Genomic DNA, 12,602 nt, shown 5'->3' with positions numbered 1-12,602 from the left:
GAAGAGACGACCGGGAGCGACCATGGAGCGGAAGAGTCTGCGGCACGAGCTCGACGAGGTCGATCGTCGGCTCATCGCTGCGTTGGTGGCGGACGGCCGGATCACCAACGCCGAGCTCGCTGCGCGTGCGGGTATCGCCCCGTCGACGGCGCACGGGCGGGTGCAGTCACTCCTCGAGCGAGGGGTGATCTCGGGGTTCACGGCGACCGTCAACCAGGCGAAGCTCGGGTCCGGGCTCCAGGCGCTGGTCGGGGTGACGCTGGGATCGGGGGCACGGCAGGCGAGCATCACCGACTTCGCCGATCACGCTCGCGAGTTCCCCGAGGTCGTCCAGGTCTTCTTCCTCGGGGGAGTGGATGACTTCATGGTGCACGTCGCCGTCGCGGACTCCTCCGCACTGCGGCGATTCGTGGTGGAGAACATCTCGGGGCATCCGCGCGTCGCCTCCACGCGCACGAACATCATCTTCGACTACCACCGCAGTGCTGTCGTCGATTCCTTCAGCTGACATCCCGGGCCGCATAGGATCGTGACTCGCGGGTCGAGGGAGGATGGGTGGATGTCTGACGAGTCGTCGACGCACGGCGCGTCGTCGGCGGTCCCCACCCAGAAGGACGTCGCTCGACTCGCGGGCGTGAGCCCGGTCACGGTCTCTCGTACGCTCTCCGGCGGCAGCAACGTCGCCCCCGAGTTGCAAGTGCGGGTCATCGAGGCGGCGCGGCAGCTCGACTATCTCCCCAACGAGAACGCCCGCGGCCTCCGCCCCGGCCAGCAGAGCAACCTGATCGGCGTCGCGATCACCAACCTGAACAACCCGTTCTACGGGAAGTTCGCGATCGGTGTGGAGGAGGTGGCCCGCGAGAAGGGCCGCTTCATCCTCTTCGGCAGCACGGAGGAGAGCGCGACGCGCGAGCACGAGCTCGTGTCGAACTTCCTGGGCCGGCGCGTCGAGGGGCTCATCGTCATCCCCGCCAGCGACCCGGCGCCCCGGCAGTGGATGCGCCGGCTCGGCCCGGTGCCGCTCGTCACCGCCGCGCGCGAGATCGAAGGTCTGGACACCGACCGCGTACTCATGGATGACGCCGCGATGGCCCAGCGCGCCACGACCGACCTGCTCGGACGAGGGCACACGCGCATCGCGTTCCTCGGCAACATCGACCAGGTCTCCGCGCACCGCGCACTCTGCGAGGAGTTCCGTCGAGTGATGGGGGAGGCCGGCGTCGCCGTGGATCCCATGCTCGTGCGCAGCGTGACCGACGAGGTCGTCGACGGCGCCGCTCAGACCGACGGATTCCTCCGCCTGCCGAACCCCCCGACGGCGCTGATCGCGGCCACGAACCGCATCGCCGTCGGCGTGCTCCAGGTCTACGGCAGGCGCCTGGACGCCGGAGCGGCGGGACTGCATCTGCCGGCGCTGTCGATGTTCGGCGATCTGGAGCTGGCAGATCTGCTCCGTGTCAGGGTCCTGGCCTACTCCAGCGACCCGCGCGAGTTCGGTCGGACCGCGGCGCAGACCCTCTTCGACCGACTCGAGGGACGAGTGCACGGCCCCTCCCGTCGGCTCGTCGTTCCCCTCGCCTGACCCCGCGCCGGGTCCGCTCCGCGTGCTCCGCACGCCGTGTTCTCCGCGTGCTCTCTTCGCATGTTTCCAAGTGATTTCGTTTTCTCTGAACGATTGACACAACCTGCGCGCATAGTGAACACTCGTGCGTAGAACGAACCGGCGTCGGAATCCAGCCCCTCGCGCAGTGCCATGGGAGGCGTTCCGCAGCCGGGCGTCCTGCATCCGAACCGCAATGGCCCGCCGCTCCTTCGCGAACGGCGGACGAGAGGAAGAGCATGGGATTCACCGTCGGCGTCGACATCGGCGGAACGTTCACGGACGCGGTCGCGGTCGGGGACGACGGCAGCCTGCGCAGCGCGAAGTCGCTGACGACGCCCGGCGTCCTCGCGGACGGGGTGCTCTCCGCCGTCGAGGGCCTCGGTATCGCCCTCGCCGACGTGGACTCGTTCGTGCACGGCACGACGGCGGGCCTCAATGCCTTCCTCGAGCGCCGCGGCTCCCGCGTCGCTCTGCTCACCACCGCCGGCTTCCGTGACGTGTACGAGATCGGCCGGGCCAACCGTCCCGCGATGTACGACCTGCGCTACGTCGCGCCGACCCCGCTCGTGCCTCGCCGGGACATCCACGAGGTCACCGAGCGTCTCGCCGCCGACGGGTCCGTCGTGACGCCTCTCGACGAGGCCGGCGTGCGTGCCATCGCGCAGCGCCTGCACGGCACCGTCGACGCCGTCGCCGTGGTGCTTCTGCACGCGTATCAGAACCCCGCGCACGAGCGCGCGGTCGCCCGGATCTTCGCCGAGGCCGCACCCTCGATCGCCGTGGTCGTCTCCAGCGACATCGCCCCGGAGTGGCGCGAGTACGAGCGCACGAGCACGACCGCCGTCTCGGCGTACATCGCCCCGATCGTCTTGGAGTACCTGCGTGTGCTCGAGGACTCACTGCAGCACGGCGGCCTCGTCAGCGACCTCAAGGTCATGCAGTCCAACGGCGGCGTGATGACCGTCGATCGGGCGCGCGAGCGCGCCGTGCAGACGCTGTTCTCCGGGCCGGTCGGCGGAACGATGGCGGGTGTCGCCGTGGCGGCCGACCTCGACCTCGACCGTCTGCTGTGCGTCGACATGGGCGGCACGTCCTTCGACGTGAGCCTCGTCGTCGACGGCGCGGCCGACATCGCGTCGCAGACAGAGCTGGAAGGCCACCCGCTGCTGGCCCCCTCGGTCGTCATGCACACGATCGGCGCAGGCGGCGGCTCCGTCGCCCACGTCGTCGCGGGCGCCCTGCGCGTCGGGCCGCGCTCGGCGGGCTCCATACCCGGACCGGCGTGCTACGGTCGCGGCGGCACGGAGCCGACCGTGACCGACGCGAACCTCGTGCTCGGACGACTCCCGGACGTCGCCCTCCTGGGCGGCAGTCTGTCGCTCGACAAGGAGGCCGCGCGCGCGGCCGCGGCCTCCGTCGCCGATGCGCTCGGGATGGACGTCGAGCGGACGGCGCTCGGCATCGTCGCGGTGGCGGATGCCGCCATGGCGAACGCGATCCGCGAGATCACCGTCGCCCGCGGCATCGACCCGCGCGAGTTCGGCCTGCTGGCCTTCGGCGGCGCCGGTCCGCTGCACGCCGTGTCGATCGCGGAGGAGCTGGAGCTCGAGCGCGTGATCGTGCCCGGGAGCCCGGGCGTGCTCTCCGCCTGGGGCATGGTCCACACCGACTTGCGCCACGACGTCGTGCAGACCTTCTTCCACGCGGTGGAGCACCTGCGTCCCGACACCTTCGCCGAGGCGTCCGGAGATGTGCTCGCGCGCGGGCGGGCGTTGCTGCTCGCCGACGGCGTGGCCCCCGAGCGCATCGACCTGCAGCCGGGCCTGGACGTGCGCTACCTCGGCCAGGAGTACACCCTGACCGTCCCGTACGGCCCCGACGAGGAGGCGGGCGACGTGCTCGCGGCGCTGCACGGACGCTTCGACGCCCTGCACCTCGAGCGCTTCGGGCACAACAACCCGGTCGAAGACATCGAAGTGGTCGCACTGCGAGTGGTCGCCCGCGGCCTGACCGCCCGGCCCGAGGCCGGGGACGTGCAGGCGGAGGGGAGCCCTCGCGAGCTCGGGCGCCAGGAGGTGCGCTTCCGCGATGAGACCCGCGAGGCGCCCGTATGGGACCGCGCATCCGTCGCCCCGGGCACGGCCGTCTCCGGGCCCGCGATCCTCCTCGAGCCCGGATGCACGGTGCTCGTCCCGCCGGGGTGGACGGCCACCCCGTCGGCCCACGGCCACCTCGTGATGGAAAGGACCGCGTGATGACCCTCGCCCCGCCCCAGACCCCCGAGAGCGGCACGGCCGAGCGCATCGACCCGGTCACCGTGGAGGTCGTCCGCAACGCGTTCGACTCGATCGCCGCGCAGATGAACAACAACCTGGCCCGATCGGCTTACACGCCGATCATCTACGAGATGAAGGACTGCTCCGTCGGCCTGTTCAACGCCGACGGCGAGCTTCTCGGCCAGGCACCCGGGCTGCCGATCTTCCTCGGCGCCCTGGATGCCGCGATCGCCGTGACGACCGAGCACATCGGCGGCCCCGAGAACTACCGCGAGGGCGACGTCTTCGCGATCAACGACAGCTACCAGGTCGGCAGCCACCTCAACGACATCTCGATCTTCTCGCCGATCTTCCACGGCGGCCGTCTGGTCGGGTTCGGGGCGACCAAGGCGCACTGGCTCGACATCGGCGCGAAGGATGCCGGGCAGGCGATGGACTCCACCTCGATCTACCAGGAGGGGTACCGGCTGGGTCCGACCTACCTCTACCGGGCGGGCGTCCGCGACACCCAGACGATCGACTTCCTCATGCGCAACAGTCGGCTGCCGCGCTCGATCTGGGGCGACATGCACGCTCAGGTCGCGGCGTGCCATACCGGCGAGCGGATGCTGCAGCGTCTCTACGACCGCTTCGGTGCCGAGATCGTCGAGGGCGCCGCCCGTCAGGTGTTCACGCAGTGCGAGCGGCTCGACCGCGAGGCCGTGACGGCCATCCCCGACGGCGTCTACACCGCCGACGGCGCGCTCGACTCCTGGGGTCCCACCGGCCAGAGGGTGCCCGTGAAGGTGCGGGTCACGGTCAGCGGCGACGCGATCGAGCTGGATCTGCGCGGCTCCAGCCCGCAGACCCCGGGGTCGATGAACTGCGGCCGCGCGCAGACGGTGTCGGCGGCGCGCCTGGCGTACAAGTTCCTCATCAACCCCGAGATGCCGGTGACGGCGGGAACCTTTCGCAACATGACGATCGTGACGGAGCCGCGCTCCGTGTTCGACGCGCAGGAGCCGGCCGCCTGCCAGTTCTACTATCCGCACCTCGGCATGATGATCGACCTGTTCGTGAAGGCGCTCGCTCCCGCGATGCCCCACGCCGTCAACGCCGGCCAGCCCGCGGATGCCATGAACATCCTCTTCGCCGGCACCGACGCGAACGGCGCGGAGTTCTTCAGCGGCGAGGCGACAGGCGTGGGATGGGGAGCCCTCGACGATCGCGACGGAGCGAACGGGCAGATCAACTACGGCGGCGGCGATCTGAAGAACTACCCGATCGAGGTCGTCGAGTCGCGCTACCCGCTGCGCATCACGGGGTACGGGCTGCAACCCGACTCCGGTGGTGCAGGCGAGCACCGGGGCGGACTCGGCATCTGGCGCTCGTACGAGACGCTCGCCGAGCACACGACGGTCTCGCTGTGGTTCGAGCGATCGAAGCAGCCGGCGTGGGGTCTGTTCGGCGGTGCCGAGGGTGCGCCCACCGACGTCGTCGTCGACCGCGGCCATGGTGAGGAGCACATCCTCAAGGTCAACGCCCTTCCCCTTCCCCGAGGCTCCCGCGTCCGCATCCAGACAGGTGGCGGCGGCGGGTACGGCGATCCCTTCCTGCGCGATCCGCACGCGATCGAACAGGACGTGATCGACGGCTATATCACCGCACCACCAGCATCCTGATCCATCACGCCAGCAAAGGAATCACTCATGAACAGAAGGAAGACCGCCGCGGTGGTCGCCGTGGGCATCTCGATGACGCTCGCGTTGACCGCCTGCGGACAGCAGGCGAACTCGTCGTCCGGCGACGGCGATGTCACCGCCGTGTTCTCGAACATCGCCGAGACGACGACCCTCGATCCGGCGATCGCGTTCTCGTCCGATGGCTTCGAGTTCGTCCGGAACGTGTACGACTCGCTCACGCAGTACTCACCGGGTGGCGTCGACATCCAGCCGTCGCTCGCGGAGTCGTGGGAGATGTCGGATGACGCGACCGAGTACACCTTCACGCTGCGCGACGGCGTGACGTTCCACGACGGCACGGCACTCGCCTCCGACGACGTCGTCGCGTCGATCGAGCGCGTGCAGGGCATCAACCAGGGTCCCGCCTCGGTCATCGCCAACGTCGCCGAGGTCGAAGCGGTCGACGACCTCACGGTGCGCGTGGGGCTGACGCTTCCGGATGTCTACCTTCCGGGCAAGCTGCAGAAGATCGCCATCGTGTCGGCGGACGCCATCGCGGAGCACGCCACGGCCGACGACGAATGGGCCACATCGTGGTTCGCGGAGAACGAGGCCGGAGCCGGGCCCTACACGCTCGACGAATGGAACAAGGGGAGCTCGATCGAACTCGCCGCCTACGAGGACTACTACCAGGAGTGGGAAGCGGGAACGCCCACGAAGGTCACCCTGCGCGTGGATCCCGACGTCCAGACGGCGCTCCAGCTGATGGGGCAGGGCGAGATCGACATGCTCGGCGCCGTCGGCCCCGACGACTCGGCGACCGCGAAGGGCATGGACGGCGTGAAGCTCGTCGAACAGTCCGGCCTCAGCGTGCAGATCCTTCCGCTGAACGTCGAGACGCTGCCCGACGTGCGCGTGCGCGAGGCGCTCTCGCTCGCATTCGACTACCAGGCGATGCTCGACTACTACCAGGGCTTCGGCGACCTGGCGGTCGGGCCGCTGCCGACCGGCTTCGGCGGCGGCATCGATTCCCTCCCCGCACCCGCACGCGACGTCGAGGGTGCCAAGTCGCTCCTCGCCGAGGCCGGGATCGGCGAGGGCGAGCTCACCGTCACCTACCTCGGTCTGTCCGGCCTTTCGTACGAGGAGTTCACCGGCACCCTGCTGGAGCAGAACTTCGCCGACATCGGAGTGAACCTCGAGATCCAGATGGTCCCGTGGCCGCAGATGGTCGAGATCCAGTCGAACCCCGAGACGGCAGCCGACATCTCGTTCCTCAACATGTCGGCGATCTCCGATGACCCCTCTTCGATGCTCACGCAGGGCTACACCTCGGCGAACATCGCGCCGAACGGCGGCTACAACTGGTCGTACTTCGAGGACCCCGCCGTCGATGCCGCGGTGGCCGAGCTCCCCGGAATCGCCGACGAGAGCGCGCGCGCCGAGGCGGTCGTCGACACGGTGGGCATGATCAACGACGCCTATGTCGCGATCTTCGCCTCCCAGCCCAAGCTCGCGCAGCCGGTGCTCGAGAAGTGGGACGTCCAGTACGAGATCATGGACTACAACTACGTCGTCCGGTTCTTCTACGCCCGGTCGGCAGAGTGACGCTCGACACGGTCGAGCACGAGGCCCGTGCCGGGCGTCCTCGCCCGGCACGAGCCCGCGGACGGCGGCACTGGGCCCTGCGCGCGCTCTCGCGCGCCGGGTGGGTGCTGCTGGTCGTGTGGGCGGCGGTCAGCCTGACCTTCGTGCTCGGCCGTGTCATCCCGGCAGATCCCGCCCGCCTCGCCGCGGGGATGAACGCCGGGCCGGAGCAGGTGGAAGCCGTGCGTCGGCAGCTCGGCCTCGACCTGCCGCTGTGGCAGCAGTACATCGACTACATCGGCGGAATCCTCCGCCTCGACTTCGGCGATTCGATCCAGTCGCGCCAGCCGGTGCTGGATGACATCCTGCGCTTCCTGCCGGCGACTCTCGAGCTCGTTCTCGTGGCGATGTTCGTCTACGCCGTCGTCGGGGTCGGCCTCGGCATCCTGTGGGCCGTCCTCCCGGACGGTGCGCGCTCGCGCACGCTCAACGTCGTCTCGATCCTCGGTGCCGCCCTGCCCGTCTTCTGGATCGGTCTCCTGCTGCAGCTGTCGATCGCCTCCGGCCTCGGATGGCTGCCCGTCTCGGGCTCGCTCGACTACAGCGACTACGGGCTGTCCCGCATCACCGGCTTCACGGTGCTCGACTCGATCCTGCAGGGGAACACCTATGCACTCGCCGAGGCCGTGGCCTGCCTCACGCTCCCCGTGATCGCTCTCGTCATCAGTCAGCTGGGCATCGCGATGAGGCTCACGCGGTCGACCGTCGCCGCGGAGCTCGCGAAGCCGTATATGCGGGTCGCCCGCGCTCGGGGCAAAGGCGAGAGACGCGTCGTGTTCGTCGATGTCCTGCGCAACGCCCTCGCGCCGGTCATCACGATGCTCGGCCTGCAGTTCGGATGGCTCCTCGGCGGCACGATCATCGTCGAGGTGGTGTTCTCGTGGCCCGGTCTGGGCATGTACGCGTTCAACGCCTTCCGCACCTTCGACTACAACCCCATCCTCGGCATCACCCTCGTCATCACCCTGGCGTTCGTGCTGGTCAACGAGCTGACCGACCAGATCATCCGATGGCTCGATCCGCGCGTGAAGGAGCTGTCATGAGCGTCGTCCTCCCCGCACCGCCCAAGGCCCGGCGTCGTCCTACCGTGCGCAGGGTCGTCGCGATCCTCGCGCTCGTCGTCTTCGCGGTGCTCGTGATCCGCCCGGAGCTCTTCGTCATCGCCGATCCGTCGTCGATCGACGTCGCCGGTCGATTCCAGCCGCCGAGCTGGGAGCACTGGTTCGGCACCGACGATGCCGGTCGCGACATCTTCTCGCGCATGGTGCTCGGCGCGCGGATCTCGATCGGCTGCGCGATCATCGTGGTGGTCTGCGCGGCCGCGATCGGGACGATCATGGGTGCGGTGGGGGGCTGGATCGGGGGAGCGTTCGACACCTTCCTCTCGAAGGTCACCGACGTCTTCCTCGCCTTCCCCTACCTCGTGCTCGCCATGGCGATCTCCGCAGCCGTCGGCCGGAACCTCGGCTCAGCCGTCCTCGCGCTGGTGATCGTGTGGTGGCCGTCGTATGCGCGCATGGTGCGCACGGTGGTGCGCACGCAGAAGAGCGAGCTGTACGTGAAGTCCGCACGGACGCTGGGGGCATCGGGAAGCCAGATCCTGCGCTGGCACGTCATCCCCCAGACGAGCGAGCAGCTCGCGATCCGCATGACACTCGACGTCGGCTATGTGCTGGTGGCGTTCACCGGGCTCTCGTTCCTCGGCCTCGGCGATCAGGTTCCGAGCCCCGAGTGGGGACTGATGATCGCATCGGCGAAGACCTACGTGCTCAACGCCTGGTGGTACCCGTTCTTCCCCGGACTCGTCATCCTGGGGGTGGTCGCCCTCTGCGTCTGGCTCGGCGACGGGTTCGGGCGGGGCACGCAGGCACGGTCGGCGCGAGCGATGGAGACGCCTCAGCCGACCACTCCGAAGACGGAGGCCGCGGCATGAGCGACATCATCCTGGAGGCACGCGGACTCGCGGTGCAGTACCACGGCACGCCCGGCCCGTCCGTGCGCGACGTCGGCTTCGCCCTGCGCCGAGGGTCGTGCATCGCGTTCGTCGGCGAGACGGGCTCCGGCAAGACCTCGGCCGTCCTCGCCGCGACCCGGCTCGTGGACGCCGCGACCGTGACGGCCGAGTCGCTGCGCTTCGACGGTCGCGATCTGCTCGCGATGAAGCGCGACGAGCTCACCGAGCTCCGCCGCAATCGCATCGGGATGGTGTTCCAGGACCCCACGGCATCCTGGAATCCGACGAGGACCATCGCCGCCCAGCTCCTCGACACGACGCCGCGCAAGGAGCGAGCCGAGGCGCGCGATCGTCTCGTCGCGCTGTGCGAGCGTGTCGGCATCCACAACGCGTCGGCCAAGCTGACGAGCTACGCATTCCAGCTCAGCGGCGGTCAGCTGCAGCGCTTCATGATCGCGGGGGCGCTCCTGAACGATCCCGTCGTCCTCGTCGCGGACGAGCCGACCAGCGCTCTCGATGCGTCGGTGCAGAAGGAGCTGCTCGCCCTGCTCGACGAACTGCGACGGGAGCGCGACCTGGGAGTGCTGCTGGTCAGTCATGATCTGGGTGTGGTCGCCCGCATGGCCCACGAGGTGGTCGTGCTCTTCCGGGGCGATGTGGTCGAGCAGGGCCCCGTGCGCCAGATCGTGTCCGCCCCCGAGCACCCGTACACCCGCTCGCTGCTGGCGAGCTCGCTCGGCATGACCGGAGCCCGCAAGACGCGCCTCACGGGTGAGACGCACTGGGATCCCGAGACCGCGATCAGGGGGGATGCGGCATGAGCGCACCGCTTCTCAGTCTGCGTGACGTCCACAAGGTGTTCGGCGACGGCGACACGGCGACCGTCGCGGCGAACGGCGTGGATCTCGACATCCATCCCGGCGAGATCGTCGGACTCGTGGGCGAGTCGGGGTCGGGCAAGTCCACGATCGCCAACATCGTGCTCGGACTCGTGAGACCGGATGCCGGGACGGTGACGTTCGACGGCGTCCGGCTCTCCGACCACCTCGCACGCAATGAGCGCGCGTTCCGTCGGCAGGTGCAGGCGGTGTTCCAGCAGCCGCTCCTGGCGCTCGATCAGCGGCGGAGGATCGGATGGTCGATCGCCGAGCCGCTCGTGATCCACCGCATCGGCACCGCCGAGGAACGCCGTTCCCGGGTGGTCGAACTCCTCCGCGCCGTGGGACTCTCCCCCGACCTCGCCGATCGACTGCCGCGCGAACTCAGCGGGGGCCAGCTGCAGCGTGTGAACATCGCGCGGGCGCTGACCCTCGAGCCGCGCCTCCTCGTCTGCGACGAGGCGGTGTCGGCGCTGGACGTGTCGGTGCAGGCGCAGGTGCTGGATCTGTTCCTCGAGATGCAGGACCGGCTGGGCATCGCGATGCTCTTCATCAGCCACAACATGGCGGTCGTGCGACACATCTCGGACTCCGTCGTGGTGATGTATCACGGGGACGTCGTCGAGAGCGGCCCGACCGACCAGGTGTGCGACGCGCCCGCGTCGCCCTATGCCCGACAGCTGATCGGGTCGTGGCTCGAACCCGTCGTCGACACGCTTCCCGAATCCCACGAATGAGGAGGACCACCCCATGACCGCACCAGCCAGCGAGGTCGTCGACGCGAGCGACACGTCGTCGTTCGACGCCGACCAGCGCGAGATCTGGGACGAGCAGAAGGCGATCTACACCGCCTTCCTCGCCGGCGACCGGGCTCGCATCGACCGACGCATCCATCCCGACGCGACGATCTGGGATGCCGTCACCGAGCGGATCGCGCGCGGGCTCGGCGAGCTCGACGCGATCCGGGCGACCCGCCCGACGGGCGAGGCGGAGCAGGTCACGACCCGCATCGAGGTCGATGAGCCGATCATCGACGTGTCCGGCGACCTCGCCGTCGCGCGGCACGTGCTGCGCGTGGAACGCGTGGATGCCGACGGCACCGCCCGGGAGCTCATGCGAGTGAGCCAGGGCTGGCGGCGCATCGACGGCGCCTGGCACATCATCCACTCCCACGAAGACCTGTTCTCGGTCGAACCTCTCGCCTGAGCATCCACCCCCATCGAAAGGACCCCTATGGCCATCGACTACGTCTCGCGCAGAGCCCGGCTCGACGAGAGACTGGACGCCGCCGGCGTGGACGTGCTGTTCCTGCCCGCGTCGCAGACCGATCTCGAGTACTTCACGGGCCTCGAGCGCGGCGTACCCTCGTTCGGCAACATCGGCTACACGAACCACTGGATCTCGGGTGCGTTCTTCGCTCCGGGCAAGGAGCCGCTCTTCGTCCTCACCCGGCACCACCAGGAGTTCCACCTGCCCGGCGGGGTCACCGGTGACATCATCACGGCCACGGAGTCGGATGACGGGGCGGAGGTGTTCCGCCGCGCGTTCGACACGTTCGCGAAGCGCCCGCGGCGCGTCGCCGTGGGCGGCGCGCCCGGCGACGAGTCGTGCGTGCACGAATCCGACGCCCAGGCGCGCATCGCCGTGAGCGGACGCACGTGGGCCGAGACGACGCTGCAGCTGCGCGCGCACCGTCCGGACGCCGACCTGCTGGTCGCGGACGAGATCATCAACGGCATCCGCCGCATCAAGGACGCGCACGAGATCGAGCTCATGACCGAGGCCGCCCGCATGGTCGACCAGGTGATGGCCGCCGTGAGCGACCGCGTCGTGGCGGGCATCACGGAGCTCGAGCTCGCCTCGGAGATCGACCTGCGCATCCGTCAGCTCGGCTCGCCGTCGTCGTCCTTCGACACCGCCGTCTGGGCGATGGGCAAGGGGATCGAACGGGACGCCAGCGAGCGCCTCTCGCGCAAGGCCCTGCCCGAGCGCGCCGGGGTCAACTTCGACTTCGGGGCGATCGTCGAGGGGTACTGCTCGGACTTCGGGCGGACGGTGCACATCGGCCAGCCCGACGAGGAGTACGAGCTCGTCTACGACGTCGTCATGGCTGCGCAGGAGGCCGGCCGCAAGGCAGCCGTCCCCGGGGCGACGGGTGGCGATGTGCATCGCGCGACGCGCGCGGTCATCGAGGAGGCCGGATACGGAGACTGGTTCCGCCACCGCACCGGGCACTGCATCGGCAAGGACGTGCACGAGCTGCCGTACATCTCCGAGGAGGACGTCACGCCCCTCGAGCCCGGCATGATGTTCACGATCGAGCCCAGCGTCTTCTGGCCCGGACGCGTCGGCGTACGGGTCGAGGACGTCTTCCTGCTGACCGAGACCGGCGAGACGGTCAAGATCAACGAACTCGACAACGCGATGCGCGTCAACGACTGATCAGCGCTTCGCGAAGCCGACCTGGCTCCCTCCGCATCTGCGGCGGGAGCCAGGTCTCGTTTCGGGCACAGCCGGCACGCGGCCGTCCTGAGTGTTGACATCGCTGGACGCATAGTGAACACTCGTGCGTATAACGAACAC

General features: G+C 69.2%; 11 protein-coding genes. All 11 read left to right on the top strand.

Annotated elements, in window-relative coordinates; all coding sequences use genetic code 11:
* Positions 1 to 22: 22 nt before the first annotated feature.
* The 11 genes from ACTIFV_RS14550 to ACTIFV_RS14500 all read left to right on the top strand — a co-directional run bounded on the left by ACTIFV_RS14550 (position 23) and on the right by ACTIFV_RS14500 (position 12,461).
* Entirely contained in the window at positions 23 to 508 is a 486-nt protein-coding gene (locus ACTIFV_RS14550) for an Lrp/AsnC family transcriptional regulator (protein WP_439593512.1), read from the top strand.
* A 51-nt stretch (positions 509 to 559) separates the two neighbouring features.
* Complete coding sequence (locus tag ACTIFV_RS14545; RefSeq protein ID WP_439593511.1) at positions 560 to 1,582, top strand: LacI family DNA-binding transcriptional regulator; 1,023 nt, start codon at positions 560 to 562, stop codon at positions 1,580 to 1,582.
* Positions 1,583 to 1,839: 257 nt separating this feature from the next.
* Positions 1,840 to 3,858: a hydantoinase/oxoprolinase family protein gene (locus ACTIFV_RS14540; protein ID WP_439593510.1), complete on the top strand. Its 2,019-nt coding sequence runs from the start codon at positions 1,840 to 1,842 to the stop codon at positions 3,856 to 3,858.
* A complete protein-coding gene (locus ACTIFV_RS14535) occupies positions 3,858 to 5,540 on the top strand; it encodes a hydantoinase B/oxoprolinase family protein (protein WP_439593509.1) in 1,683 nt (560 codons plus the stop codon). Before ACTIFV_RS14540 ends, ACTIFV_RS14535 begins: the two co-directional genes overlap by 1 nt.
* Before the next feature lie 27 nt (positions 5,541 to 5,567).
* Entirely contained in the window at positions 5,568 to 7,148 is a 1,581-nt protein-coding gene (locus tag ACTIFV_RS14530; RefSeq protein WP_439593508.1) for an ABC transporter substrate-binding protein, read from the top strand.
* A complete protein-coding gene (locus ACTIFV_RS14525) occupies positions 7,145 to 8,230 on the top strand; it encodes an ABC transporter permease (RefSeq protein WP_439593507.1) in 1,086 nt (361 codons plus the stop codon). The genes ACTIFV_RS14530 and ACTIFV_RS14525 overlap by 4 nt, the downstream gene beginning before the upstream one ends.
* The gene (locus ACTIFV_RS14520; protein ID WP_439593506.1) at positions 8,227 to 9,120 is read left to right on the top strand and encodes an ABC transporter permease; all 894 of its coding nucleotides are present in this window, start codon (positions 8,227 to 8,229) and stop codon (positions 9,118 to 9,120) included. Before ACTIFV_RS14525 ends, ACTIFV_RS14520 begins: the two co-directional genes overlap by 4 nt.
* Entirely contained in the window at positions 9,117 to 9,962 is an 846-nt protein-coding gene (locus tag ACTIFV_RS14515) for an ABC transporter ATP-binding protein (protein ID WP_439593505.1), read from the top strand. Before ACTIFV_RS14520 ends, ACTIFV_RS14515 begins: the two co-directional genes overlap by 4 nt.
* On the top strand, positions 9,959 to 10,756 hold the full coding sequence (locus ACTIFV_RS14510; protein ID WP_439593504.1) for an ABC transporter ATP-binding protein: 798 nt from the start codon (positions 9,959 to 9,961) through the stop codon (positions 10,754 to 10,756). The genes ACTIFV_RS14515 and ACTIFV_RS14510 overlap by 4 nt, the downstream gene beginning before the upstream one ends.
* A gap of 13 nt (positions 10,757 to 10,769) precedes the next feature.
* Positions 10,770 to 11,225 (top strand): YybH family protein, encoded by a 456-nt coding sequence (locus tag ACTIFV_RS14505; protein WP_439593503.1) that lies wholly within the window; start codon positions 10,770 to 10,772, stop codon positions 11,223 to 11,225.
* 27 nt (positions 11,226 to 11,252) lie between these two features.
* Positions 11,253 to 12,461: a M24 family metallopeptidase gene (locus tag ACTIFV_RS14500; protein WP_439593502.1), complete on the top strand. Its 1,209-nt coding sequence runs from the start codon at positions 11,253 to 11,255 to the stop codon at positions 12,459 to 12,461.
* The last annotated feature ends 141 nt before the right edge of the window (positions 12,462 to 12,602 follow it).

Origin of the sequence: Microbacterium sp., from assembly GCF_051860965.1 — a bacterium.
Classification (GTDB): domain Bacteria; phylum Actinomycetota; class Actinomycetes; order Actinomycetales; family Microbacteriaceae; genus Microbacterium.
This window is presented reverse-complemented; position numbering and strand designations above follow the sequence as displayed.

What these genes read in the sequence shown, in the direction of transcription:
- ACTIFV_RS14510 (WP_439593504.1), top strand. Translation starts at nt 9,959, where the DNA reads ATGAGCGCACCGCTTCTCAGTCTGCGTGACGTCCACAAGGTGTTCGGC.
- ACTIFV_RS14535 (WP_439593509.1), top strand. Translation starts at nt 3,858, where the DNA reads ATGACCCTCGCCCCGCCCCAGACCCCCGAGAGCGGCACGGCCGAGCGC.
- ACTIFV_RS14545 (WP_439593511.1), top strand. Translation starts at nt 560, where the DNA reads ATGTCTGACGAGTCGTCGACGCACGGCGCGTCGTCGGCGGTCCCCACC.
- ACTIFV_RS14505 (WP_439593503.1), top strand. Translation starts at nt 10,770, where the DNA reads ATGACCGCACCAGCCAGCGAGGTCGTCGACGCGAGCGACACGTCGTCG.
- ACTIFV_RS14540 (WP_439593510.1), top strand. Translation starts at nt 1,840, where the DNA reads ATGGGATTCACCGTCGGCGTCGACATCGGCGGAACGTTCACGGACGCG.
- ACTIFV_RS14500 (WP_439593502.1), top strand. Translation starts at nt 11,253, where the DNA reads ATGGCCATCGACTACGTCTCGCGCAGAGCCCGGCTCGACGAGAGACTG.
- ACTIFV_RS14530 (WP_439593508.1), top strand. Translation starts at nt 5,568, where the DNA reads ATGAACAGAAGGAAGACCGCCGCGGTGGTCGCCGTGGGCATCTCGATG.
- ACTIFV_RS14515 (WP_439593505.1), top strand. Translation starts at nt 9,117, where the DNA reads ATGAGCGACATCATCCTGGAGGCACGCGGACTCGCGGTGCAGTACCAC.
- ACTIFV_RS14550 (WP_439593512.1), top strand. Translation starts at nt 23, where the DNA reads ATGGAGCGGAAGAGTCTGCGGCACGAGCTCGACGAGGTCGATCGTCGG.
- ACTIFV_RS14520 (WP_439593506.1), top strand. Translation starts at nt 8,227, where the DNA reads ATGAGCGTCGTCCTCCCCGCACCGCCCAAGGCCCGGCGTCGTCCTACC.